Below are 23897 nucleotides of genomic sequence, written 5' to 3' on the forward strand. Positions count from 1 at the left end.
CGCGCTGGGGTTAGTTTCGCTGCTGGACACCCAGCAGCGCTTCCAGCTTGTGAAATGAACCGCCGTATGCGGAACCGCACGTACGGTGGTGTGAGAGGGCGGCTGAGGTAACTCAGCTCCCTACTCGATTGTCAGCTTCCGTAACCAATAGTGTAGGCAGAAATAGACATCCGTGGATATAATTGCTATTGTGAAAGTATAAACATGGCAACCCCGTGCTTTCCCCTCATTCATTGACTGGACGCTACATGGGCAGATTGCAAGGACACTTATCATTATTGCTGGCGAGCGCGCTGGGCGCGGCCCTGCCCGCCGTGGCGCAACCGCTGACATTTAACGAAGCGCTGCAGCAAGCGGCCAAGGCTTCGGGCGCCGTGCAGGGCGCCGCGCTCGACGTGCGCGCCAAAACATTAAAGGCCGAGGCGCTGTCGAATATCGATGGCCCGTCGGTGGACTTGACGGCGTTTCGCGGCCGTTTGTCGACGGACTTGAGTATCGATACGAGCGGCTTGTCCGGCGTGGTGGGCGGCATCGAATCGGTGCTGCCGCCGATTCCCGGCTTGCCCACGCCGCACATTCCCAATTCCCTGAACCGTGAAGTGGTGACGGACCTGACCTCGTTCGGCTTGCTGGGCATGTGGCCCATCTACACGGGCGGGCGCCTGGACGCCGTCAAGGGCCTCGCTTCCAGCCTGACCCTGGCCGCGCAGGCCGAGCACACGGAAGCGGAAGAACAGCTGGCCACCCTGGTGGCGCAGCGCTATTTCCAGTTGTTGCTGGCCAAGCGGGTGGTGGCCGTGCGGGCCGAAGTGACGGCCGGCGTGACGCAGCATCAGCGCGACGCGGCCAAGCTGGAAAAGGGCGGCCTGATTTCGCGCGCGGAACGCTTGCGCGCCGACGTGGCCCTGGACAGCGCCCGCAGCGAGGAAGCGCAGGCGCGCAGCGACGAGGAAATCGCCCAGGTGGCGCTCGACCGTTTGCTCGCCGTCAACGCGCAAGTGCTGCCCAGCACGCCGCTGTTCGTCAACAGCTTGCCGGTGGGTACTCTGCAATCGTTCATCAGTACGGGCATGCGCGAAAATGCGAACTGGAAAAAGATCGACAGCAAGCGCGTGCAGGCCGAGCAAGCCTTGAAGCTGCATGGCAAGGAATATGCGCCCACCGTGTTTGCCATCGGTAATTACAATTTGAATCGCGGCAACGAAAAACTCGTGCGCTCGAACTGGGCCATCGGCCTGGTCGTGTCCGTGCCCCTCGTGCACCGCATCAATACGGGCAAGATGATCGCCGCCGCCAAGCTCGACCAGGAACGGGTGGAAGTGGTGGCGCGCCAGGCCGAGCGCGACATTCCCACCCTGATCGAGAAAAACTGGCGCGCGCTGGAAAACGCCCGCATCCAGTATCTGTCCACGGCCTCGTCGGTGGAGCTGGCGCGCGAAAATATCCGCTTGCAAACAGTGGCCTTCCAACAAGGGCAAGTGACGTCGCTGGAAGTGGTCGATGCGCGCCTGAACCTGGCGAAGGTGGAAACCCAGCGCGCGCAGACGGCCTATAACTATGTGATGGGGCTGGCGCAATTGCTGGAAGCGACGGGCGAGACGCAGCGTCTGGGCAGCCTGGCGGCCGCGGCCGATATCCAATTACCTGTGGACAACTAATAATGAGTAATTCCAAAAAACCCTTGGCCATAGTCGCCGCAGTCATCGTTCTCGCCTTCGTGGGCTGGGGCCTGTACCAGGCGTTCCAGCCGCAGCGCCTGCCTTTGCAGGGACAGATGGATGCGCAGGAAGTCAATGTCTCGTCGAAAGTGCCGGGCAGGGTGGGCGAGCTGTACGTCAAGCTGGGCCAGACGGTGCCGAAAGGCGAGCTGCTGTTCCAGCTGACGAGCCCGGAAGTGGATGCGAAGATCGCGCAAGCGACGGCCGCCACGCAGGCAGCCGATGCCGTGGCGCAAAAGGCGCAAGCGGGCGCGCGTCCGGAAGAAGTCCGTGCCGCCAAAGCCAACTGGGAGCGGGCGCAAACGGGGGCCACCATCGCCAAAACCACGTATACCCGCGTCAACAATATGTACGAGCAAGGCGTAATTGCCCAGCAGAAACGTGACGAGGCGCAAGCGCAATGGCGCGCCGCAGACCAGCTGGCGCAAGCTGCCCGCGCGCAGTATGACATGGCGCAAACGGGCGCCCGTCCGGAAGACAAGACGGCCGCCGCCGCCCAGGCGCGCCAGGTGGGCGCCGTGCTGACGGAAGCGCAGATCGCCCTGGCCGAAACGAAGATCGCCGCGCCGGTGGCAGGCCAGGTCAGCAAGATCCAGATCCAGCCGGGCGAACTGGCGCCACAAGGTTTCCCCGTCATCACTCTCGTGAACCTCGACGACGCCTGGGCCGTGCTGCAAGTGCGCGAAGATGAGATGGCGGCGTTTGGCATGGGCAGCACGCATACGGCCAATGTGCCGGCGTTGAAACAGCAAGTGAGCTTCAAGGTCAGCTCCGTGGCCGTGCTGCCGGACTTTGCCACGTGGCGCGCGGCGCGTCCGGGTGGTACGGACTTGCGCACGTTTGAAATCCGCTTGCGCCCCGCCATCAAGGTCGAGGGCTTGCGTCCGGGCATGTCGGTCGTTTTTCCACCGCTCTGATAGCCGATGAGCGAGATTGACAAAGAGCAGCCGGCGGCGCTGGCGCGCGAGTGGCGGCGCTTGCGCGGCGACTTCTGGGATATGGGCATGCTCAGCTGGATTCCCGTCGTGCTGTGCGGCATGTTGTGGCTGGTGTTTTCCGCCGGCATCGCGCGCGACTTGCCCATCGTCGTCATCGATAACGATAACTCCACCTTGTCGCGCCAGCTGACGCGCTGGCTCGACGCTTCTCCCGGCGTCCAGGTGGCGGCGAAAGTGGCGTCCAGCGACGAAGCCCTGCACCGGCTGCGCGAACGCACGGCGTTCGGCTATCTGCTGATCCCGAACGATTTCGAACAGAAACTGCTGGGTGGCCGCCAAGCCACCGTGCAGTGGCTGTACAACGCGCAGTTTTCCTCGCACGCGGGCGCCTTGCTGCGCGACGTGCGCACGGTCAGCACGACCTTGTCGGCCGGCATCGAGATGACGGCGCGGGTGAAAAAGGGCATGTCGGGGGGGCAGGCAGCGGCCCAGTTCGAACCGATACGCACGACACTGAACAGTTTGTACAATGAAAACACCAGTTATGAAGCGTTTTTGACCCTGGCCCTGATGCCGGCCATGCTGCAGATTTTCATCGTCGTCGCCGTCGTCACCTCCATCGGACGCGAGTTGCGCGACGGCACCGTGCCGCAATGGCTGGTCTCGGCACATGGCAGCTGGCTGCGCGCCATCGGTGCCAAGCTGCTGTTTCCCCTCATTTCTTACACTGCGCTGGCGCTGCTGTACTTGCTGTTCTTCAGCCTGGCGCGTGGCTGGGCCGTGGCGGGCAGCTTGCCGGCCTTGCTGCTGAGTATGCTGTTGCTGGTGCTGGCCTATTGTGGTCTGGCCACCTTGCTGATTGCCGCCACTCTGTCCCTGCGGTTGGCCCTGTCGGGCGCCGCCTTCATCACGGCGCCGGCCTTCGCCTTTGCGGGCCAGGCCTTTCCCCTGATGGCCATGCCGGCGCCGGCGCGCGCCTGGGCGGAAGCCTTGCCGCTCACGCATTATCTGCAACTGCAAACCAAATACTGGCTGGCCGGCGCGCCGTGGCGCTATGGCGTACAGGAAATGCTGATACTGGCCGGTATCGCCATCGGCTGCGGCGCCGTGGGCGTCTTCCTGCTGGCGCGCCGCGCGAATGCGCCTGCGGCCTGGGGGCGCGCATGATGTGGCAATCCTTTCTCGCCACCTGGCGCGCCATGCTGACGGACAAGGGCGCGCTGACCTTGCTGTTCATCGGCGGCATCATTTATTCGTTCTTTTATCCTTTGCCGTACTCGACGGAAATCGTCCAGCGCGTGCCCGTGGCGGTCGTCGACCAGGACCGCAGCGCCATGTCGCGCCAGCTGACGCGCTTCGCCATGGCCCATCCCTCCTTGCAGGTGATCGCCGTCACGCCGGACTTGCCCATCGCGCAAGATTTGCTGTGGCGCGACAAGGTCATGGGCGTATTGATCCTGCCCGAGGGCTTGCAGACGGACGTGCTGGCCGGCCGCGCCGCCCATGCGCAGGTGGCGGGCAATGGCTTGTATTTGATGCTGAATAAGGTGGCCTTGAATGGCCTGGCTGAAGTGGTGGGTACGGTGTCGGCTGGTATTGAACTCAAGCGTTTGGGCGCCGGCACGCCGTCCAGCGTCCAGGCAAACCAGCAGCGCTCGCCCATCGTCTTAACCGCCGTGCCCCTGTTTAACGTCAAGGAAGGCTATGGCGCGTATGTCGTGCCCGGCGTGGCGACGTTGATCGTACAGCAGACCTTGCTGATCGGCATGACCATGCTGTTCGGTACTTGGTATCAGCGCAAGAGTTTTCCCCTGGCGGGCAAGCGCACGGCGGGTGGGTATATGGGCATGCTGCTGGCGTTTGCCTGCGTGGCGTTCCTCAACTGCTGCTATTTCTTCGGTTTCGTCTTCTGGTTCCAGGATTACCCCCGTGGCGGCAACTTTGGCGGCATGCTCTTGCTGCTCGTGCTGTTCTCTCTGGCGGAAGCGGCCTTCGGCATGCTGCTGGGCATGCTGTTCCGCACGCGCGAACGGGGCACGCAGCTGATGATCGCCACCTCGATGCCGGTGCTGTTCCTGGCGGGCCTGACCTGGCCCGTCTCATCCATGCCCGTCGTGCTGCAATGGCTGCGCTGGCTGCTGCCATCCACGGCCGGCATCCAGGGCTTTGTCGCGCTCAACCAGATGGGCGCCTCGCTGTATGAAATCCGCCATGAAGTGGCGGGCTTGCTGTGCTTGCTGGTGGCCTGCGTGGCGCTGGGCTGGTGGCGCTGGCGCAGGATGGATGAAAGCGTTGTTGATTTGAACAAGGCGTAATGGGGCCGATATGTAATAATTTCGTTTCCGCCACGTTGCCTGTCCATCATGTCAGCCTTTAATTTGTTCCAGCGTCTTTCGCAAGCCCCCACCAAACCCAAGGCGGCACCCGCCGCGCGGCAGTTCGACGTGGCGGACCTGTATCAGGGACCCATCGCGCTGGGAGCAGAAGGCGAGGCGCAAGCTCGGCCCTTCGATGAAAAGCTGCGCCAGGCGTATTTCTGGATCGTCAATCACGCCATCATCAGTCCCCATTACGATATCGAGTACAACGATGGGCCGTCGCAGACGTATTCCGTGGGCGACAGCCGGCGCACCCTGAATTTGCCGTCGGCGCAAAGCTATTCGAGTTTTATTTTGCTGCCCCTGCTGACCTTTGCCACGCGCCGCAAATGCCTGTTCGTCGGCGGGCCGGGGCGGGGCAAGACGGCCAGCGCCTTGCTGATGGGCGTGCTGGCCGGTTCCACCGTCAAGGAAGTCAAGCGCGCCATGCAGCATGGCCACCCGCAGATGACGGTGGCAGATTTGCTGGGCAATCCGCTGCCGTTTGATCTGGTGAACGCGCAAAGCATGGACGATATCCGCATCGCCTGGCGCGCCTGGCTGGGCATGCGCGTGAAAATCGTCGATGAATACAACCGCATCCCCACGCGTACGCAAAGCGCGCTGCTCACCGTCATGGGCGACAATTACGCGGAAGTGCTGAACCATATTTACGAATGCCCGGAAGCGGCCTGGTATCTGACGGCCAACGACGACCAGGGCGGCGGCACCTATCAGGTGATCGAAGCGCTGCGCGACCGGGTCGACGTGACGGTACAGGCGCTGGCGTTCAATCCGCGTTTCCTGAACGAGTTGCTGCTGCGCGTGGAAGAAAACGTGCGGCCCGAAGAGCTGGTGCCGCCCGAGATCATCTTCACGGAAGGCGAAGTGGATCAAATAGGCGAAGCGATCCGCCAGGTGGGCATACCGGACGCCGTGCGCCGCCGCCTGGAATTTTTCGCCAGCCAGTTCGAGCTGTTCGAGACGGCCGGCGGCCAGTTCGAATACATGACCAAGGATACGGCCCGCCTGGCTGGCGCCGACCGGGGCGCCGCGCAGGCGGCCGACAATGGGCGCGACCGCCTGAAGGACCTGGGCTGCCAGACCCTCAACGGCATTTCCGTGCGCACCCTGATGGCGCTCATGATCTACGCCAAGGCCATGGCCTATTTCCGCGGCAATGGCGAGGTGGCGCTGGAAGACTTGCGCCAGGTGCTGCCGTTCGTCCTGCATAACAAGCTGCAGCCGGACCCGGATGCACCCTTTTTCGCGCTGCCGGAAAACGCCGCCTACCGCAGCGACAGACTGGGCTGGCTGCGCCGTTTGTTCGATTTGTCGAACGATGAATTCAACCGCCTGGACCTGGACCGCGACGATCCTGTCGGCGTGCTGTCCGCCGAATTCGACCTGGGCCTCGATGGCGTCAGCGAGCGCGAAACCCTGGCGCGCCTGAACCGCATCGAAAAGCTGATCGGCGAACGCACCAAAGGGCGCAAGCTGTACGGCCCCCTGTACGACGACCTGCTCAAGCTCAAGTACCTGCATCAGCGCTATACGAATTACCGCAGTTGGCTGCGTTCGCAATGAGCGTCCTGCATTGTCAAGGCTTCCTGGAAGCGCTGGCTCTACTGAACAGTGAAGCCAGCGACCTGTGCGCCAGCTACGAGTTGCAGCGCCTGCCCGCTGCGCCCAATTTGACCACGGCGCTGGGCTTGCGCGTGGAAGATTATGCCTTGCACGTCATCGTACCGGCACGCGACTTGCCGGCAGCCTTGTGGCAGGTCAATGCGGCGCCGTGCGGGCGCGCGCACCTGGAGCAGGTGTGCCAGCGCTGGTTTTTCTCGTCGCAGCACATGCAGGCGGCGCCACCCGGGCGCTTTCGCACGCAGCTGGTGGCCACCTTCCTGGCGTCGCTCGACGACGCGCTGGGCGGTTTTTCCCTGCACGCAGTGACGATGACACCGCCTTCCGGGTTCTGGTACGCGATCCACTGGGACGAGATCGCGTTCGAACTGGGGGATGAACGCTATCTGCTGCACTTTTCGCACAGCGATTGAGGAGCGGCGATGATCTCTCCTGCCTTTGCGGCGATACTTGCCACCGGCCGCGCCCAGTTCAACGGCCGCGCTGCGGAAGCGCGCCGGCGTTTTCCATCGCTCGACATGGCCGCCTTCGGGGCTTTCCTGCACGATGGCGTCGATCCGCTGGTAGTGGCCGTGGCCGACGCTGCGCCTGAGCGCGCGGGCGGCGTCACCTTGGCCGCCTACGACATGGCCCTGGAGCTGGTGGGCCACGGCTTGGCGGGGCCGGCGGCGAAAAATCCCTTCCTTAACACCGTCTGGCGCGAACTGGCACCGCAGTTTCCCCCTCTGCTGGCCACCGCGCCTGTCGAGGTGCTGGGCATGCTCAGCAACGCCGCCATCCACATAGCCTCCGTGGTGGGCGTGCGTCCCGCGCAGTGGCAGCGTGAGCTGGCTGCCCTGGCAGCGCAGATCGCCACGGTGGCGCAGCTGCGCGCCGTGGGCCAGGTGCTGGCCTGGCGCGCCGGCGTCGCGCATTTCCGCCAGGGCGCGCTGGCTGCCGCCGACACTTTGCCGCAAGCGCTGGCGCTGGCCGCCTTTGGCGAGCCGGGCGCGCAATGGCCGCAGGTGCATGCGCAGTTGCTGGGCAATCCCTGGCGCGGCAATGCCGATGGCAGGGAGTTCGGCAGCTTCAGTGGCCTCGGTGGCGATTTCGGCGCGCCGCCGCAAGTACGCGCGACAAAGGACGGATTTGTCGTGCGCAGCGCCGAGCGCCACTACCTGCTGGTGGCCGACGCCTATGGCGCCGTGCTGCACAGCGCCACGGCGCAGGAGTTCGAGCAGGCGCCAAACGAGCTGCCGTCGTCCGTGCACCTCGATGGGGCGACCCTGCATATCGGCGCGCGCCGCATCGCGCTCGACCTGCCGGCCGGCGACATCGCCATCGCCGCCAATGCGCATACGCTGGCCATTACGTCACCGTGGACGCACGCGATCCGCCTGCTGCCGCTCGCATGAAAAAGACCGAGACCGCCGACACCGCGCTGATCGACAGCTGGCGCGCCGCCTGGCCCGAGGCCCTGGCCGTGTGGAGCAAATTTACGCGCTTGCGCGACCCGAGCCTGTGCGCCAGCCACGTCGAGGCCAGCAAGCACGGTTTGTCCGGCAGCTTCGCCATGATCCGTTTGCTGGACCAGAGCGTCGTGGTGGACTTGCCGCTGGTGACGGAGCTGGGTCTGGACGACTATGCGCTGGAAGTGCTCGCCCATGAAATCGGCCACCACATCCTCGCGCCGGGCAGCGCCAGCGACCAGTTCCGCCTGCTGGCGCGCATGCGCCGCGCCTTGCCCACTTTGGAACAGCACGCGCCCATGGTGGCCAACCTGTACACGGACCTGTTCATCAACGACCGCTTGCAGCGCCAGGCGAATCTGCGCATGGCCGACATTTACCGCAAGCTGCAACAGGGATGCACGGCGCAAGCTGACGCTAAAAGCGGTGGCGTATGGACCTTGTACATGCGTATCTATGAAAACCTGTGGCAACTGGACAAGGGCGAGCTGGGGGGCGGCCAGGCCGACGAGCGTCTGGACACGGATGCCTGGCTGGGTGCGCGCCTGATCCGCGTCTACGCGAACGACTGGATGCTGGCGGCGGGCCGCTTCGCCACCTTGCTGCTGCCTTACCTGGTCGAGGATACGGATGCATTGAGCCCGAGCCGCTACCTGCTCGATACGCGCGACGCCGCCCGTGGCTGCCAGACGTATGGCGCGCAGCAGATCGAAGATGACGAGGCGGACGGCGCCATCCATCCCGTGCACGACAAACGCATCTCCGGTCTTGAGGGCGAGGAGCCGCAAGCCGAGGCGCCGGCCCGGCCGGGTGGCGGCCAATTGCGCGAACCATTCGAGCTGGGCGACATTTTAAAGGCCTCGGGCGTGGACTTGAGCGACCATGAAATCGCCATCCGTTATTACCGCGAGCGGGCCTTGCCGCACCTGGTGGCGTTCCCCAGCCGCCCCGCGCCCGAATCGCAGGAGCCGCAGATGGAAGGGCTGGAAGCTTGGGAAATCGGCGACCCGCTGGAAGACATCGACTGGCTGCAATCCGTGATGCAGTCGCCGCGCCCCGTGCCGGGCGTGACTACCGTGCGCCGCGTGGTTGGCCGCGAACCGGCGCGCGCCACCGACGCCGTGCCCGTCGACCTGGACATGTACGTGGACAGTTCCGGCTCCATGCCAAACCCGCAGGCGCACACCTCGTTTTTGACACTGGCTGGCGCCGTGATCGCCTTGTCCGCCCTGCGCGCCGGCGCGAAAGTGCAGGTGACCCTGTGGAGCGGCAAGAACGAAGTGATGCAGACGCCAGGTTTCATGCGCGATGAAGACATGATCCTGGGCGTGCTGACGGAATTTTTTGGCGGCGGCACCTGTTTCCCCATCCACCGCCTGCGCCAGACCTATGCGGCCAGGCGCGAACGGCCTGCGCACATCCTGATGATTTCCGACGATGGCATCACCACCATGTTCGACAAGGATGAACTGGGCAACAGCGGCTGGGATATTTCGGCCAAGGCGCTGGCCCAGGGCGGTGCGGGCGGCACCATGGCCCTGAACCTGGCACGCGACTGGGATGGCGCGGCCAGCCACAAGTGGCTGCAGCAAACCTATGATGATTTAAAGCGCGCGCGCCGCGAACAGGGCTGGGATATCCACGCCGTCGAGCGCTACGAGGACTTGCTGGAATTTGCGCGGGCGTTCAGCCGGCGCCACTATGTTTAAATCCGGGGCCAGACCCGCCGGGTCTGACCCCAGCCTTTGCTTTTGGGGCTAAATTTGCACATCACTGTATAAGAAGAGGCCCATGAATATCTCTGGTCCCCACCTTGAAGCCTTAACCCACCGCCTGGCCGACACGCCCGTCGAATTCCTCGCCGAGCCGCGCATCGCCGGCGTCGCCAATGCGCAGGCCGTGGCGGTTGCCGCGTTGGTCAACGACATCCTGCTGCTGCATGGCGCGCGAGCCCCCGCCGCGTCACTGCAGGGTTTTATCGGCGCGCAAGTGAAGGCGGACCGCAACCGGCTGGCGCTGGCCATGATCCTGTGCTGGCTGCTGGCCGACGACTGGTTGATCGGCCAGCAATTGCCGCAGCCCGCCTTGCTGCAGGTATTGGGCGAGGCGGCGCGCGAACTGGCCGCCGCCACGCCCGCCCACCAGTTCACGCAAGACCCCGAGCGGCGCGAGGAACTGGCGCGCATCGTGCTGGCGCGCCTGGGTTTTCGTCCCCGCGACGAAAGCGTGGCGCAGGCCACGGACAGGTTGTCGGCCATCAGCGGCACGGAGCGCCGCCGCCTGCTCGAAGCGAGCCGGCTGGCCGAACAGCGCGCGCGGGAAATTCGCGAGGCGCTGGCGAAAAAGGCGGCAGAGGAATCGGCCGATAAGTGGTCGCGCGAATGACGCTCGCTGGCAAATCTGACCTCAATCTGCCTGGCGGCGCCTGGGAATCGGACCGCGACTACTGTCCCACCCTGACGCCGGCGGGCGTGCGCATGCTGGAAAAACTGCGCAGCCATCCTGCGGCGCCCGTCTACCGCAACCGCAGCGGCAACAAGCTTCTCAGCGCCGAAGTGGAAGCCTTGCGCGCCTACGAGCAGGAAGTCATGCAGGCGGTAGTCGCTTGGAGCGATGCCGCGCCGCCGCCCTGGCTGGCGGATTTTCTCAAAACGGTCTACGCCACGGTGCCGCATTACCGCGCCTGCGGTTCGCCCCCCGCCCGCCTTGCGGACGTGGCACCCATCAGCCGCGCCGAGCTGGCGCACGACATCGCCGCCTTCGTACCCGACGATGCGGACCTGGCGCGCATGATCAATTTCCAGACGACGGGCACCACGGGCCACCCGCTGCTGATCGCTTCGCACCCGCTGGTGGCGGGGCGCTACCTGGCCTTCCACAAGCGCGCGCTGCGCCGCTTCGGCGTCACCCTGCGCCATGGCATGGGGCAGGTGGGGGTGATGCTGCTGGGGCACCAGCGCCGCTGCTTCACCTATGTCTCCGTTACGCCGACGATGCACGAATCGGGCCTGGCGAAGATCAATCTGCACGTGGACGACTGGCGCGACCCGGACGACCGCGCGCGCTATCTGGACGCCATGGCGCCCGAGCTGATCGCGGGCGACCCCATCTCGTTTGCCGAACTCCTGACCCTGCCCATGACGCACAAGCCGGCCGCGCTGCTGTCCGTCTCGATGATGCTCTTGCCCGGCATGCGCGCGCGCCTGGAACAACGCTTCGGCTGTCCCGTGCTCGACATCTATTCGCTCAATGAAGTGGGACCGGTCGCCGTCTACGACGAACAGGCGGGTGGCCACGTGCTGCTGCAGCACCGCTTGTACGTGGAAATCCTCGATAGTGCGGGCCAGCCCGTGGCCGATGGCGCGCGCGGCGAAATCACGGTGACGGGCGGTTTTAACTTTTGCCTGCCGCTGGTGCGCTACCGCACCGGTGATTATGCCTCGCTCGCGCATGGCCCGCACGGCCCCTTGCTGGTGGGACTGGCCGGCCGCAGCCCCTTGCGTTACAGGACGATCAAGGGCGAATGGATCAACAATATCGACATCACGCATGCCTTGAAGCCGCTGGCCATCGCCCTGTTCGGCCTGCACCAGCATGGCGATGGCGCCATCGCGCTGCGCCTGGCGCCGGGCGCCATGCCGCAGGCGGACCGGGCGCGTGCCTTGCTCGCGCCATTTTTCGGCGCCATCACGGTCGAGACTTTGCTGGCGGAAGACAAGATCATTCAATACACCTCGGATTTGCAGGAAGCAGTGGCATGAACCTTTATAAACGCGGCCTCGTGGTCGGCAAATTTTGCCCGCTGCACCAGGGCCACGAACTGTTGATCAAGCGTGCGCAAGACGCTTGCGAAGAACTGCTGGTGGTCAGCTACACCAAGCCTGAATTTCCCGGTTACGAGCCGGCGCGCCGGGAACGCTGGTTGCGCGCGCTGTTCCCGCAGGCGCAAATCGTCGTGCTGGACGATGCCCGCCTGGCCACCCTGTGCGGTGCGCGCGGCATGCCGGCGCGCGCGCTGCCGCACAACGACGCCGATGGCGACGAGCACCGCCACTTCATGGGCTGGCTGTGCTGGACGGTGCTGGCGCTGCCCGTCGATGCCGTATTCACCAGCGAAGACTATGGCCCCGGTTTTGCGCGGGTACTGGAACGCCATTTTGCAAGCGGGCCGGTGGCGCACGTGAGCGTGGACCAGGCGAGAACTGTGGTGCCCGTGTCTGGCACCCTGGCGCGGCAAGACCCGCATGCGCACAGCGCCTTCCTGTCACCCATCGTGCGCGCCGATTTCGTCATGCGCGTGTGCGTGCTCGGTGGCGAATCGAGCGGCAAGACGACCTTGACGCAGGCGCTGGCGCGGCGTTTCGAGACGGCCTGGGTGGCCGAATATGGCCGCGAGCTGTGGGAAAGCCAGGATGGCGTGCTGGCTTATGATGATTTGCTGAAGATCGGCCGGGAACAGCTGCGCCGTGAAGCGCAGGCGCTATTGGCTGCGCGGCGCTGGCTGTTTTGCGATACCTCGCCCATGACGACGTATTTTTACTGCCTCGAGATGTTCGGCAGGGCCGAGCAGGAACTGGCGCAGCTGGCCGAACATCGCTACGACCTGGTGCTGCTATGCACCCCCGATTTCCCCTTCATCCAGGACGGCACGCGCCGCGACGAGGATTTCCGCGCGCGCCAGCATGCGTGGTATCAAACGGAGCTGGCGCGGCGGGGAATCGCATTTTTCAACGTCTCAGGTGCGGTGGACGAGAGGCTCGGGCAGGTGGCGCAGTTGTTGGCGGAGCGTAATCCGACATGAGCATTACAGCGGCCGCACGGGAATGCCGATCTCGCAAGAGAATTCGCCGGTGGCCGGGTTCAGCGCCGTGGCGGCTGAAAAGCGTTCGAAGCACGGGCGCTTGTCCCATTGCAGGCCGCTGGTCGGCAGCCATTCGCGCGTCATGCGCGTCCACGTGCACGGCATTCATGCGCCGCGTATATTCGGCGCGGAACATGCCGGACGCAGTCTGTTCCGGCGATGGTGGCGGGGAGTTCATGTTGCGCATTACGCCATGAAATCCCCCGCTGGCCGCGTGAAGTAGGGCTTACGCCGCGTTCAAGGCCTGCTCCAGATCTTCGCGCAAGTCGTCGATATGCTCGATGCCCACGGACAGGCGCAGCATGTCTTCGGACACGCCTGCCTTGGCCAGTTCCTCGGCATTGAGCTGGCGGTGCGTGGTGGAGGCCGGGTGTGTGGCCAGTGACTTGGCGTCGCCGATGTTGACCAGGCGCGTGAACAGCTGCAGGGCGTCGAGCACGCGGGCACCGGCCGCGCGCGGATCCTCGCCGGCGGCCAGTTTCAGGCCGAAGGACAGGATGCCCGAGGCGCGGCCGTGCATGTATTTTTTCACCAGCGCGTGGTCCGGGTGGTCTTCCAGGCCCGCGTAATTGACCCACGCGACTTTTGGATGCTGTTTCAGGTGTTTGGCCAGGGCCAGGGTATTGTCGCAGATGCGGTCCATGCGCAGGGCCAGCGTCTCGATGCCCTGGATCAGCTGGAAGGCGGATAGCGGCGAGATGGCCGCACCCATATTACGCAGCGGGACGACGCGCGCGCGGCCGATGAAGGCGGCGGGGCCGAAGGCTTCCGTGTAGACGACGCCGTGATACGACACGTCCGGTTCGTTCAGGCGCTTGAAGCGTTCCTTGTGTTCGGCCCAGGGGAATTTGCCGCTGTCGACGATGGCGCCGCCCACGGTGGTGCCGTGGCCGCCCAGGTATTTGGTCAGCGAATGGACGACGATGTCGGCGCCGTGCTCGATGGGGCGGAACAAATAGGGGCTCGGTACCGTGTTATCGACGATCAGCGGGATGCCGTGCGCATGCGCGATCTCGGCCAGTTTTGCCACATCGGTGACATTGCCCAGCGGGTTGCCGATCGATTCGCAAAAGATGGCTTTGGTGCGCGCGTCGATCAGGGCGGCGAAGGTCTCGGGCTGGCGCGCATCGGCGAAGCGCACTTCGATGCCGATCTGCGGCAGGGTGTGGGCAAACAGGTTGTAGGTGCCGCCATACAGCTGGCTGGCGGAGATGAAATTGTCGCCCGCTTCGGTGATGGTCTGGATCGCGTAGGTAATGGCCGCCATGCCCGACGCCACGGCCAGCGCAGCCACGCCGCCTTCCAGTGCCGCGACTCTCTTTTCCAGCACGTCCTGCGTGGGATTCATGATGCGCGTGTAGATATTACCGGCGACCTTCAGGTCGAACAGGTCGGCGCCATGCTGGGCATTGTCGAAGGCGTAGGCCACCGTCTGGTAAATGGGGACGGCGGCCGCCTTGGTGGTTGGGTCGGGGGTGTAGCCGGCGTGTACGGCCAGGGTTTCGATTCTCATGTGGTCTCCGGTGTCGATGGTATGCGGGGTCAAATCCGCAGCCATTGTGCCATGCGCCCCTTAGCTCGATGCTACGCTTGATAGAATATTAAGCTATAAGCTAGTACTGTCTTGATATAAGTCATGCAGCTCTGCCAACCCGATAAACCGTTCATGCGTGCCGTTCTGCGCGCAGGCAAACGCGCCGGCGATGGCGCCACGGCGCATGGCAGTGTCCAGGCTTGCATCGCCCAGCCAGGCGTGCAGGAAGGCGGCCACAAACGAGTCGCCCGCCCCATTCGTGTCCACCACGGGCAGCTCCAATCGCGCCGCCGGAGTGTGGCGCACGGACACGCTGCCCCGTTCCAGCACATACGCACCCTGCGCGCCAGCCATGGCGATCACCGCCTGTGCGCGTCCCTCCGCGACAATCGCGCGCATGACGGATTCCATGCGCTCGCCCAGCGCGGCCGTGCTGAGGAAGACCAGGTCGGCGCGCAGCGCGAACACCTTGTGGTGCGGGTTGACGCCATCCCAGTCGTGCAAATCGGTCGACACCGTGGTGCCGCACACTTGCGCATCGTCGAACAGCTCGGCCACCCAGCCCATGATGGAAAAGTGCGCGTGGCGGGCCGGTCCCAGGTAGGGCAGGTAGAAGTTGGGCGGCATGCGCACGTCTTCCGGATGGCGGCCGTCGTACAACGACAGCCTGCGCCCTTGCGGGTCGACCAGGTTGACGCTGCGCCGCGTGCCCGAAGGTTCGACGAGATGTGAAAAGTCGAGTTTTGCATCCTTATAGCGCTGCAGGATGGCCGCGCCTTGCGCATCGTCGCCGATGAAGTCGATGAACTTGCAGCGCAGGCCCAGTGCGTGGCAGCCCAGCGCCACGCCATTGCCCGTGTGCGCCACGTAATCGTGGATGGGCGGCACGTGCACGGAATCGGCCACCGGCAATTGCAGGGAAGGGACACGCACTATTGTGTCGATGCCGGCGCCGCCGACCACTAAAATGTCATAGGTGCTCATGGTGCCGCTTTCTCCAGCAGGACGGTGCCGGCCGCGTTCACGGCAACGGCGCCATCTTTGACTAAGTATGTTTGATGCGTATACGCGTCGCGCAGCAGGGCGCCGTCGGCGAACACGCCGTGCACCTTCAGGGTGAACGCGCCCTTTGCTTCGGGCACGGCGATGACGGCGTCGCCATCCATCACGCGGGCGAAAGCGTACGGTTTTTCGTCGATCAATCGATGTTCGCCGCGCGCCAGGGCAGGGTGGCGCAAACGGAACTGGCCCAGCTTGCGCGCATGCGCCAGCATGGCCGCATCCATGGTTGTCCAGTTCATGTCGGAGCGGGTGGCTTGCTGTTCGTCGCCGATGGGCGCGGCGCCAGGCTGGCGCGCGCTTTCATCGCCATAAAACAGCTGCACGCCACCGGGCGCCAGCAGCAGGGCGGACAAGCCATGTTTCAGCCGGTCGCGGGGGAACAGGCTGGTGTCGTGCGAGGAGATGTACGACAGGATGTCGTAGCGGGGTTCATTGCCAATGCGCTTGCCCAGCAAGCCCGCGTATTGGCGGTACACGCCGTCGATGCTTTTCCAGTCGCCGCCAGCGCGGCTTTGGAAGTCGAAATTGATCATCGAGTCGAAGCCCGCGTCATGCCAGCTGCTGCGCTCGGGGCCATGGCCCCACGCTTCGCCCGTCATCCAGAATGGCGCGTCGTCGATTTTCTGCTGCGGGTGGCGCGCCTTCCAATCATCGAGGGCATCGGTGGCGGCCGCGCGCAGGGCCAGCCAGCTGGCCGGCTCCACGTGCTTGACGGTGTCGGCCCTGAAACCGTCAACGCCGAATTCGCGCACCCAGTCGGCCAGCCAGTGGACCAGGTAAGCGCGCACGCTGGTGTCGGGCAGGGCGACGGCGCGTGTGTCGGCCTTGCGCTGCAGGATAGGCGGCAAGCCCACGGCCTTGCCGCTTTCCGTGCGGAAGTCGGGCAGATACGCCAGCTGCATGGTGAAATCGTCCTTGCCGCCATCCGTGTAGCCGGGCAAGCCGGCGCGTACCCAGTCCGGGCCCCACCACTGCCTGAATTCGAAGTTGTTATAGTCGATGAAGCTGTGATAGTCGCGCAGCACCGCCTTTTCATGGCCGGGCCACAGCACGGGCACCTTGTACTGTGCCAGGGTGCGCAAGTCCGCGTAGCCGGGATGGTTCAGCACCACGTCGAACAGCACGCGGATGCCTTGCGCGTGGGCAGTGTTGATCATCTCGCGCAATTCTTCGCGCGTGCCCATGTTGGCGTCCATGGTGGTGTAGTCGAGCGCCCAGTAGCCGTGGTAGGCATAGTGCTGGAATTGCTGCTTGCCGCCCACCACCCAGCCGTGGATCTGCTCGTAGGGCGCCGTGATCCACAGGGCGTTGACGCCCAGGTCTTGAAAATAGCCGGCTTTCAGCTGCTGCGTGATGCCGGCGATGTCGCCGCCGTGAAAGCTGCCCACATCGTCGCCTTGCGGGTCGGCGGCACGGCCATAACTGTGGTCGTTGCCGGGATTGCCGTTGGCGTAGCGATCTGTCACGGCAAAGTAGACGATGGGGTTGTCCGCGAAACTGCCCGCCTGCGCCGGTGCGCAGAAGAGCAAAGCGGCGAGGGCGGTCAGCACGGTCTTCATGTCAGCCCTTCACGCCGCCAGCCGTCAGGCCGGAGATCATCCATTTTTGTGCCAGCAGGAACACGGCCGTGATGGGCAAGCCGGACAAGATGGCTGCCGCGGCGAAGTCGCCCCACAGGTATTTTTGCTCGTACAGGAACAGCTTCGAGCCGACGGCCAGGGTCAGGTTGTTCTGTTCATGCAGCAGCACGGAGGCGATCGGGTATTCGATGATGGCGCCGATGAAGGACAACAAAAACACCACCATCAGGATGGGTACCGTCATCGGCAGCAGCACGTAGATAAACGCCTGCCATTGGGTGGCGCCGTCGACCTTGGCCGCTTCCTCGATTTCGATGGGGATGGTTTGATAGTAGCCCTTGATGGTCCAGATATGCAGGGCGATGCCGCCCGTGTAAGCCAGCACCAGGCTGCCGTGGTGGTCGATGCCCAGCCACGGCACGTAGTTGCCCAGCACATCGAAGATGGCGTAGATGGCCACCAGGGCCAGCACTGCGGGGAACATCTGCAGCAGCATCAGCGCGGACAGGGTTTGCGACTTGAAGCGGAACTGCATGCGCGCGAACGCATACGCGCAAGTGGTCGACAGCAGCACGGTGACGGTGGCGCTCATGCTGGCCACCTTGATGGAATTCCACAGCCACAGCAGCACGGGGAAGTCCGGTTCGACCAGCGTGCCGTTGGGCGCCTGGTAAGACATGCCCAGCGCCAATCGCCAATGTTCGAAGCTGATTTCGGGTGGTATCAAACTGCCCGAGGCGAAGTTGCCGGGCCGCAATGAGATCGACAAAATCATCAGGAAGGGGAACATCACCAGCGCGATCAGCGCGATCACGGCGACGTGGGCCGCCAGGATGCGCCAGCGGTTGGAACGGTCGACAACGATAGCCATGGTCTGTCCTTTATGCTTTGTTCATGCGCGTCAGGCGCATGTTGACCAGCGAAATCGCGGCCACGAGGAAGAAGATCAGGGTCGAGATGGCGGCGGCCAGGCCAAAGTTCTGGCCCGAATCCTCGAACGCGATGCGGTAGGTGTAGGACACGAGCAAGTCCGTCGTGCCGGCCGGTAAGGTTGTGTCGAGGAAATCGGGACGCCCGCCCGTCAGCAAACTGATCAGCACGAAATTATTGAAATTGAAACCCAGGCTGGCCACCATCAAGGGCGTGAGCGGCTTGATGATCAACGGCAGGGTGATCTTGAAGAAATTCGTCAGCGGTCCCGCGCCGGCCAGGGCCGAGGCTTCGTACAGGTCCGACGGGATCGCCTTGATCAATCCCATGCACACCACCATCATATAGGGGTAGCCGAGCCAGGTGTTGACGATCAGGATCATGGCCTTGGCCAGGGTGGTGTCCGAGAACCAGGCGGGCTTGATGCCGAACAAGGCATCGAGCACCAGGTTGATTTCGCCGAAGTTGTTGTTAAATAAACCTTTGAAGACCAGGATGGAAATAAAGCCCGGCACGGCGTATGGCAGGAACAGCAGGGTACGGTACAGGCCGCGGAAGCGCAGCGCATCCCAGTTCAAGAGTACGGCCAGCACCATGCCCAGGCCCGTCGTGGTGGCTACGCTGATCAGGGCGAAGACGATGGTCCAGACGAAAATGCGCAGGAAGGGGCCGCGGAACGCTTCATCGGAGAAAATCTTGACGAAGTTGGCGAAGCCCACGTTCACCTTGAAACCCGGCTCCAGTTTCGTGCCGTCCGGCATTTCATAAAAGCCCGTCTTGAAGTTCGGTTTGACCAGTTCGCCCGTGGCGATTTTCTTCAGGGTTTGGTCGGGCAATTGCTTGTAGACATGCGCGACGGGGCCGAATTCGCGCAAGCCCACCATGCGCAGTTCGATTTTGTTCGGCATGACCAGGGTGAGCAGCTTCAAATCCTTTTGCAGGGTGATGATGTCCTTGATGGACAGCGGCGCTGCCAGCACGGGTGCCTGCACGGGATCGATCGGCGCCACTTCCACGTTCAGGGGCACGGCGCGCTTCAGGGCCAGCGGCTGCGTCAGCAGCACTTCGCCCGTGTCCGGGCTTTCCAGGCGCAAGCGGTATTCCTTGTTGTCGGGATGCACGGTCAGCGCGTAGCCCGTGCTTTCCACGCGCTGCGTCTCGTCCAGCAAATATTGCGTGGCCCGCTCGTAGGTAAGCAGGTTGCGCGAACTGAAATTGGTAAAGCCGATCGACACCGTGTACACCATCGGCAGCAGCACGAAGACGATGACCGCCGTGATGCCGGGAAACAGATAACGGTAGGCATAGGCGCGCGGCGACGTGAAGACAAACGTCGTCAAGGTCAGCAAGCCGAGGAAAACGGCGGCCAGCATGGTCTGGCCGGAAATGTACAACATGAAGAGCAGATACAGACCCAGCGCCATGCTGATGGTCAATACCGTAGGGCCGATAAACTTGCGCACGATGGGATACCTGTGAAAATGAAGCGCTGTAAGGATGGTGCTGACGAGGCGTTGGCGTGGTTGCTGCCAAACCCTTTGAAAGGCTGGGGTCGGACCCTCAGGGTCCGACCCCAGATGTCGCTTGGGGTTCAGGCCTTATTTATCAATTCGCCGTCGTAATCCGCTTCGCCGCCGCGTCCAGGCCATCCTTGGTCGTCTGGCGGCCTTGCGTGATGTTTTCCAGCGCCGATTGCATCGATGACCAGAAGCGGCCCATTTCCGGGTTGTTCGGCATCGGGCGGCCCGCTTGCGCGCTTTCCATCGTCGCCTGGATGTTCGGATTGGTTTTCAATTCCGCGAACAGCACTTTATTCGCTGGCGTGCCCAGCGGGACGTCGGCGTTGATGGTTTTCAGGCCATTGATCTGCAGCATCTGGTTTTCCAGGAATTCCGTGGCCAGGTCCTTGTTCGGGCTGGCTTTCGAAATCATCGCGCCCAGCACGCCCACGAATGGCGTGGCCGTCTTGCCTGCCACGGTAGGAATCGTTGCCACACCGTAATTGATCTTCGATTTGCGCGCGTTGTCCCACGACCATGGGCCGTTGATCATCATGGCGATCTTGCCCTGGTTGAAGCCCGCTTCCATTTCCGCGTAGCCCGCGCCCTTTGGCATGGCGCCGCTGTTGATCAGGGTCATCAGCGCATTCACGCCAGCTTGCGAACCGGCATTGTTGACGCCCGTCTTGGCCGCATCGTAGCGCCCATCAGCCTTGACTTCAAACGGGAATCCGCCGCCCGCGCCCAGCAAAGGCCAGGTGAAATAGGTATTCGTGTAATCCCACAGGATGGCTTTCTTGCCTTGCGCCGAGAGTTTTTTGTCCAGCGCAGCGATTTCTTCGAAGGTTTTTGGCGGATTCGGCACCAGATCCTTGTTGTAGACGAGGGCCACGGCTTCGATGGAGATCGGGTAGCCCCAGGTCTTGCCGCCCACGGTGAAGGCGTTCCAGGCCAGCGGCAGGATGGCGGCGCGCGCTTCCTTGCTTGGCGTTACTGGTTGCAGCAAGCCGGCGTCAATCCAGCCGCCGATGCGGTCATGCGGCCAGATCCAGATATCCGGGCCCTTGCCGGCGGCCGCTGCCTGCTGGAATTTGTTCGGTGCATCTTCCGGGTGTTCGACGACGACCTTGATGCCCGTCTTTTTGGTGAATTCCTCGCCGACCTTGGCCAGGCCCTTGTAGCCCTTGTCGCCATTGATCCAGATCAAGAGGGTGCCTGCTTCGGCCGCGTTTGCCATGCTGACGGCGGCCAGGTTGCCGATGCCGGCCAGGGCGGCGGCGATCAGGGTGGTTTTGATGAAGCTGCGTTTCGGGTGTGTGAAGGACATGTCAATCTCCAGTGTCTCTTTTATGTGAAGTATCAAGGCTGAAACGATGCAACCGGGCCAGGCGGCGCCTGTAGCGCCTGACCCCTTAAAGCCGGGTGTCAGGTACGGGTCTGGCCGTGCTCGTCGAACACGTGGACGCGGGCGGGCGCCACCTGCAGCGCCACGTTCTGGCCAATGGCCCAGTCCGTATCGGCATCGGCGCGCACCACCAGCGGCTCGTCGCCGCCCGGTACCTGCACATACAGATAGCTGATGTCGCCCAGTTTTTCCACCGCCTGCACGCTGGCTGTGATAGCGGCAGTGGCGCCAGGCGCGCACGCTTGTACGTGTTCGGGCCGCGCGCCGACGGTGACGGGGGTGCCGCTGGCCAGCGGCTGCTGGAGTGCCGCCTGCAGCAAGCCGCCCGCATTCGTGACGATGGTGGCCACGCCGTCCGCGTAGCTGTGGATCTTGCCTTTGAGGAAGTTCATGCGGGGCGAACCGAGGAAACCGGCCACGAACAGGTTGGCGGGATGGTGGTATAGCTCTAGCGGTGCGCCCACTTGTTCGATGCGGCCCGCGTTGAGCACGACGATGCGGTCGGCCAGGGTCATCGCCTCGACCTGATCATGCGTGACGTAAATCATGGTCGAGCGCAATTCGCGATGCAAATTCGCCAGTTCGATGCGCATCTGCACGCGCAGCGAGGCGTCGAGATTCGACAGCGGTTCGTCGAACAGGAAAACGTCGGGCTTGCGCACGATGGCGCGGCCGATGGCCACGCGCTGGCGCTGGCCGCCCGACAAGTCTTTTGGTTTGCGTTCCAGCAAAGGTTCGATGCGCAGGATTTGCGCGGCGCGCTGCACGGCGTCGGCAATTTCTACTTTACTCATCCCGGCTAGCTTGAGGCCAAACGCCATGTTTTGCGCCACGCTCATGTGCGGGTACAGGGCATAGCTCTGGAATACCATGGCGATGCCGCGCTTGGCGGGCGGCACGTCGTTCATGCGCGTCTTGCCGATGAACAAATCGCCGCCGCTGATTTCTTCCAGGCCGCAGATGCTGCGCAGCAAGGTGGATTTGCCGCAGCCGGACGGGCCCACGAAGACCATGAATTCGCCATCGGCGATCTCCAGGTCGATGCCGTGCAGGGTTTGCACGTCGCCATATGCCTTCTTCAGGCCTGTTAACTTCAGTCCAGCCATGTCTGTCGTCCTCAATCTGTCAATTCGGCCCCGCTGATGCGCGGGGCTCGTTATTGTAATTGGCGGCATGGCCGCCAAAGCCTGCGATTTACGCCAGGGTGCCGAACCAGCCGCCATGCGAGGGCAAGCTGATCTGTTGGCCATCTTTGCTGCCTTGCAAGCCGTGACCGGCCAGCTCGGCCGCTGGGGCCGCGTCTGGCCAGGCGAACGTGACGGCTTGCGTACCCAGGTTGAAGGCCGCCAGCACGGACGGTTGGCCTGGCAAGTCGCGGCGCAGGGCCAGCACGGGTTCCGGTGCATCGAAGAAGACGATGTCGCCGCGCAGCAATTGCGGCAGGGTGCGGCGCCAGGCGAGGATGGCTTGCGCAAACTGCAATGGTGAAGCGGAATCGTTTTCTTCGACGTCAACGGCGCGCGCCAGATGTTCGGGCGGCACGGGCAACCAGGGTTTTGCCGAACTGAAGCCGCCATGCGGCGCGTCAGCTACCCACGGCATCGGCGTGCGGCAGCCGTCGCGGCCCTTGAACTGGGGCCAGAACGGGATACCGTACGGGTCTTGCAGGGCTTCGAAAGGAATGTCCGCTTCCGTCAGGGCCAGCTCGTCGCCCTGGTATAGGCATGGCGTGCCTTTCAGCGCCGCCTGCACGGCCAGCACCACCTTGGCCAGCGAGGGCGACGGGTTCTCGCCGCCCCAGCGCGTCATGACGCGCACGCTGTCGTGGTTGCCCACGGACCAGGAAGCCCAGCCGTCGGCCACTTGCGCCTCAAATTCTTCCACTTGCGTGCGGATGTGCGCGGCCGAAAACTCCGCCGTCAGCAAGTTGAAACTGTAAGCCATGTGCAGCTTGTCGGCGCCCGTGTAGGCAGCCATGGTGGCCAGCGCATTGTCGTCGCCCACTTCGCCGATGGAAATGGCTTGATATTCGTCAAGCACGGCGCGCACGCGCTGCAGGTAGGCAATATTTTCCGGCTGCGTCTTGTCATACACGTGCGCTTGCATGCCATACGGGTTGATGGCTGACACGCTGCTCGCATCGCGCTGCGCAGCTGGTGGATTGTCGCGCAACAACTGGTCGTGATACGGGAAGTTGCAGGAATCGAAACGGAAGCCATCGACGCCGCGTTCCAGCCAGAAACGCAGGTTGTCCAGCTGCGCCTGCTGCACGGCCGGATTATGGAAATTCAGGTCGGGCTGGCTGGCGAGGAAATCGTGCAGGTAGTACTGGCCGCGGCGCGGCTCCCATTGCCAGGCGGAACCGCCGAATACGGACAGCCAGTTATTCGGCGCCGTGCCATCCGGTTTCTGGTCGGCCCACACATACCAGTCGGCCTTGGCATTGTCGCGGCTGGAGCGGCTTTCCACGAACCACGGGTGGACGTCGGACGAGTGCGACAGCACCTGGTCGATCATCACTTTCAAGCCCAGTTCATGGGCCCGCGCCACCAGGCGGTCGAAATCGGCCAAGGTACCAAACATGGGATCGACGTCGCAGAAGTCGGCTACGTCGTAACCGAAGTCTTTCATCGGCGACGTGAAGAAGGGCGAAATCCAGACGATGTCGGCGCCCAGGGCGGCGATGTATGCGAGCTTGGAGGTAATGCCGGGCAAGTCGCCGATGCCGTCGCCATTGCTGTCGAGGAAGCTGCGTGGATAGACCTGGTAGATGACGGCGCTGCGCCACCAGTCGGCGGGCAGGTGGGCGAGATTGTTCTGGATGGTCGGCATGAATGATTTCTTAAAAGTTGCCTGTAGCCTTGGCTATCAGGGCAGCGCTGCTGGTTGGTAGGCGAACGTCTTATTTTAAAATTCAAAGC

The 23897-nt window shown here is 63.6% G+C and carries 20 protein-coding genes; 11 read left to right on the plus strand and 9 right to left on the minus strand.

Features of this window, described 5'->3' with window-relative positions; translation table 11 throughout:
- Positions 1-248 precede the first annotated feature (248 nt).
- The 11 genes from ACQ4WS_RS22550 to ACQ4WS_RS22600 all read left to right on the plus strand — a co-directional run bounded on the left by ACQ4WS_RS22550 (position 249) and on the right by ACQ4WS_RS22600 (position 12906).
- The gene (locus tag ACQ4WS_RS22550; RefSeq protein ID WP_436479246.1) at positions 249-1658 is read left to right on the plus strand and encodes a TolC family protein; all 1410 of its coding nucleotides are present in this window, start codon (positions 249-251) and stop codon (positions 1656-1658) included.
- 2 nt (positions 1659-1660) lie between these two features.
- Positions 1661-2635: an HlyD family secretion protein gene (locus ACQ4WS_RS22555; RefSeq protein WP_436479247.1), complete on the plus strand. Its 975-nt coding sequence runs from the start codon at positions 1661-1663 to the stop codon at positions 2633-2635.
- Positions 2636-2641: 6 nt separating this feature from the next.
- Positions 2642-3823 carry an ABC transporter permease gene (locus tag ACQ4WS_RS22560; protein ID WP_436479248.1) on the plus strand — a complete coding sequence of 394 codons (1182 nt, stop codon included), beginning with the start codon at positions 2642-2644 and terminating at the stop codon, positions 3821-3823.
- Positions 3820-4971, plus strand: a complete 1152-nt coding sequence (locus tag ACQ4WS_RS22565; RefSeq protein WP_436479249.1) for an ABC transporter permease — start codon at positions 3820-3822, stop codon at positions 4969-4971. The genes ACQ4WS_RS22560 and ACQ4WS_RS22565 overlap by 4 nt, the downstream gene beginning before the upstream one ends.
- Positions 4972-5019: 48 nt before the next feature.
- Complete coding sequence (locus tag ACQ4WS_RS22570; protein ID WP_436479250.1) at positions 5020-6600, plus strand: AAA family ATPase; 1581 nt, start codon at positions 5020-5022, stop codon at positions 6598-6600.
- On the plus strand, positions 6597-7070 hold the full coding sequence (locus ACQ4WS_RS22575) for a hypothetical protein (RefSeq protein WP_436479251.1): 474 nt from the start codon (positions 6597-6599) through the stop codon (positions 7068-7070). Before ACQ4WS_RS22570 ends, ACQ4WS_RS22575 begins: the two co-directional genes overlap by 4 nt.
- A gap of 9 nt (positions 7071-7079) precedes the next feature.
- Complete coding sequence (locus tag ACQ4WS_RS22580) at positions 7080-8051, plus strand: hypothetical protein (protein ID WP_436479252.1); 972 nt, start codon at positions 7080-7082, stop codon at positions 8049-8051.
- Entirely contained in the window at positions 8048-9814 is a 1767-nt protein-coding gene (locus ACQ4WS_RS22585) for a vWA domain-containing protein (protein ID WP_436479253.1), read from the plus strand. The genes ACQ4WS_RS22580 and ACQ4WS_RS22585 overlap by 4 nt, the downstream gene beginning before the upstream one ends.
- 82 nt (positions 9815-9896) lie before the next feature.
- Positions 9897-10490, plus strand: coding sequence for a hypothetical protein (locus ACQ4WS_RS22590; protein WP_436479254.1), 594 nt, complete (start codon positions 9897-9899; stop codon positions 10488-10490).
- Positions 10487-11866, plus strand: a complete 1380-nt coding sequence (locus tag ACQ4WS_RS22595; protein WP_436479255.1) for a phenylacetate--CoA ligase family protein — start codon at positions 10487-10489, stop codon at positions 11864-11866. The genes ACQ4WS_RS22590 and ACQ4WS_RS22595 overlap by 4 nt, the downstream gene beginning before the upstream one ends.
- Positions 11863-12906, plus strand: coding sequence for an AAA family ATPase (locus ACQ4WS_RS22600; protein WP_436479256.1), 1044 nt, complete (start codon positions 11863-11865; stop codon positions 12904-12906). Before ACQ4WS_RS22595 ends, ACQ4WS_RS22600 begins: the two co-directional genes overlap by 4 nt.
- A 3-nt stretch (positions 12907-12909) precedes the next feature.
- Here the strand turns inward: ACQ4WS_RS22600 and ACQ4WS_RS22605 are convergent, their stop codons facing one another.
- The 9 genes from ACQ4WS_RS22605 to ACQ4WS_RS22645 form a co-directional block, all read right to left on the minus strand.
- Positions 12910-13050: a hypothetical protein gene (locus ACQ4WS_RS22605; RefSeq protein WP_436479257.1), complete on the minus strand. Its 141-nt coding sequence runs from the start codon at positions 13048-13050 to the stop codon at positions 12910-12912.
- A gap of 142 nt (positions 13051-13192) precedes the next feature.
- Positions 13193-14479 (minus strand): O-acetylhomoserine aminocarboxypropyltransferase/cysteine synthase family protein, encoded by a 1287-nt coding sequence (locus ACQ4WS_RS22610; RefSeq protein ID WP_436479258.1) that lies wholly within the window; start codon positions 14477-14479, stop codon positions 13193-13195.
- Positions 14480-14572: 93 nt separating this feature from the next.
- Complete coding sequence (locus ACQ4WS_RS22615; protein WP_436479259.1) at positions 14573-15484, minus strand: carbohydrate kinase family protein; 912 nt, start codon at positions 15482-15484, stop codon at positions 14573-14575.
- Complete coding sequence (locus tag ACQ4WS_RS22620; RefSeq protein WP_436479260.1) at positions 15481-17121, minus strand: alpha-amylase family glycosyl hydrolase; 1641 nt, start codon at positions 17119-17121, stop codon at positions 15481-15483. The genes ACQ4WS_RS22615 and ACQ4WS_RS22620 overlap by 4 nt, the downstream gene beginning before the upstream one ends.
- A gap of 1 nt (position 17122) precedes the next feature.
- The gene (malG, locus tag ACQ4WS_RS22625; RefSeq protein WP_099759769.1) at positions 17123-18013 is read right to left on the minus strand and encodes a maltose ABC transporter permease MalG; all 891 of its coding nucleotides are present in this window, start codon (positions 18011-18013) and stop codon (positions 17123-17125) included.
- Positions 18014-18023: 10 nt separating this feature from the next.
- A complete protein-coding gene (malF, locus tag ACQ4WS_RS22630) occupies positions 18024-19535 on the minus strand; it encodes a maltose ABC transporter permease MalF (protein WP_436479261.1) in 1512 nt (503 codons plus the stop codon).
- A 142-nt stretch (positions 19536-19677) separates the two neighbouring features.
- The gene (gene malE / locus ACQ4WS_RS22635) at positions 19678-20898 is read right to left on the minus strand and encodes a maltose/maltodextrin ABC transporter substrate-binding protein MalE (protein WP_436479262.1); all 1221 of its coding nucleotides are present in this window, start codon (positions 20896-20898) and stop codon (positions 19678-19680) included.
- Between the two features lie 98 nt (positions 20899-20996).
- Positions 20997-22082: an ABC transporter ATP-binding protein gene (locus ACQ4WS_RS22640; protein ID WP_436479263.1), complete on the minus strand. Its 1086-nt coding sequence runs from the start codon at positions 22080-22082 to the stop codon at positions 20997-20999.
- An 88-nt stretch (positions 22083-22170) separates the two neighbouring features.
- Positions 22171-23808 carry an alpha-amylase family glycosyl hydrolase gene (locus ACQ4WS_RS22645; protein ID WP_436479264.1) on the minus strand — a complete coding sequence of 546 codons (1638 nt, stop codon included), beginning with the start codon at positions 23806-23808 and terminating at the stop codon, positions 22171-22173.
- Positions 23809-23897 lie beyond the last annotated feature (89 nt).

Origin of the sequence: Janthinobacterium leeuwenhoeki (assembly GCF_051380795.1) — a bacterium.
Lineage (GTDB): Bacteria > Pseudomonadota > Gammaproteobacteria > Burkholderiales > Burkholderiaceae_D > Janthinobacterium.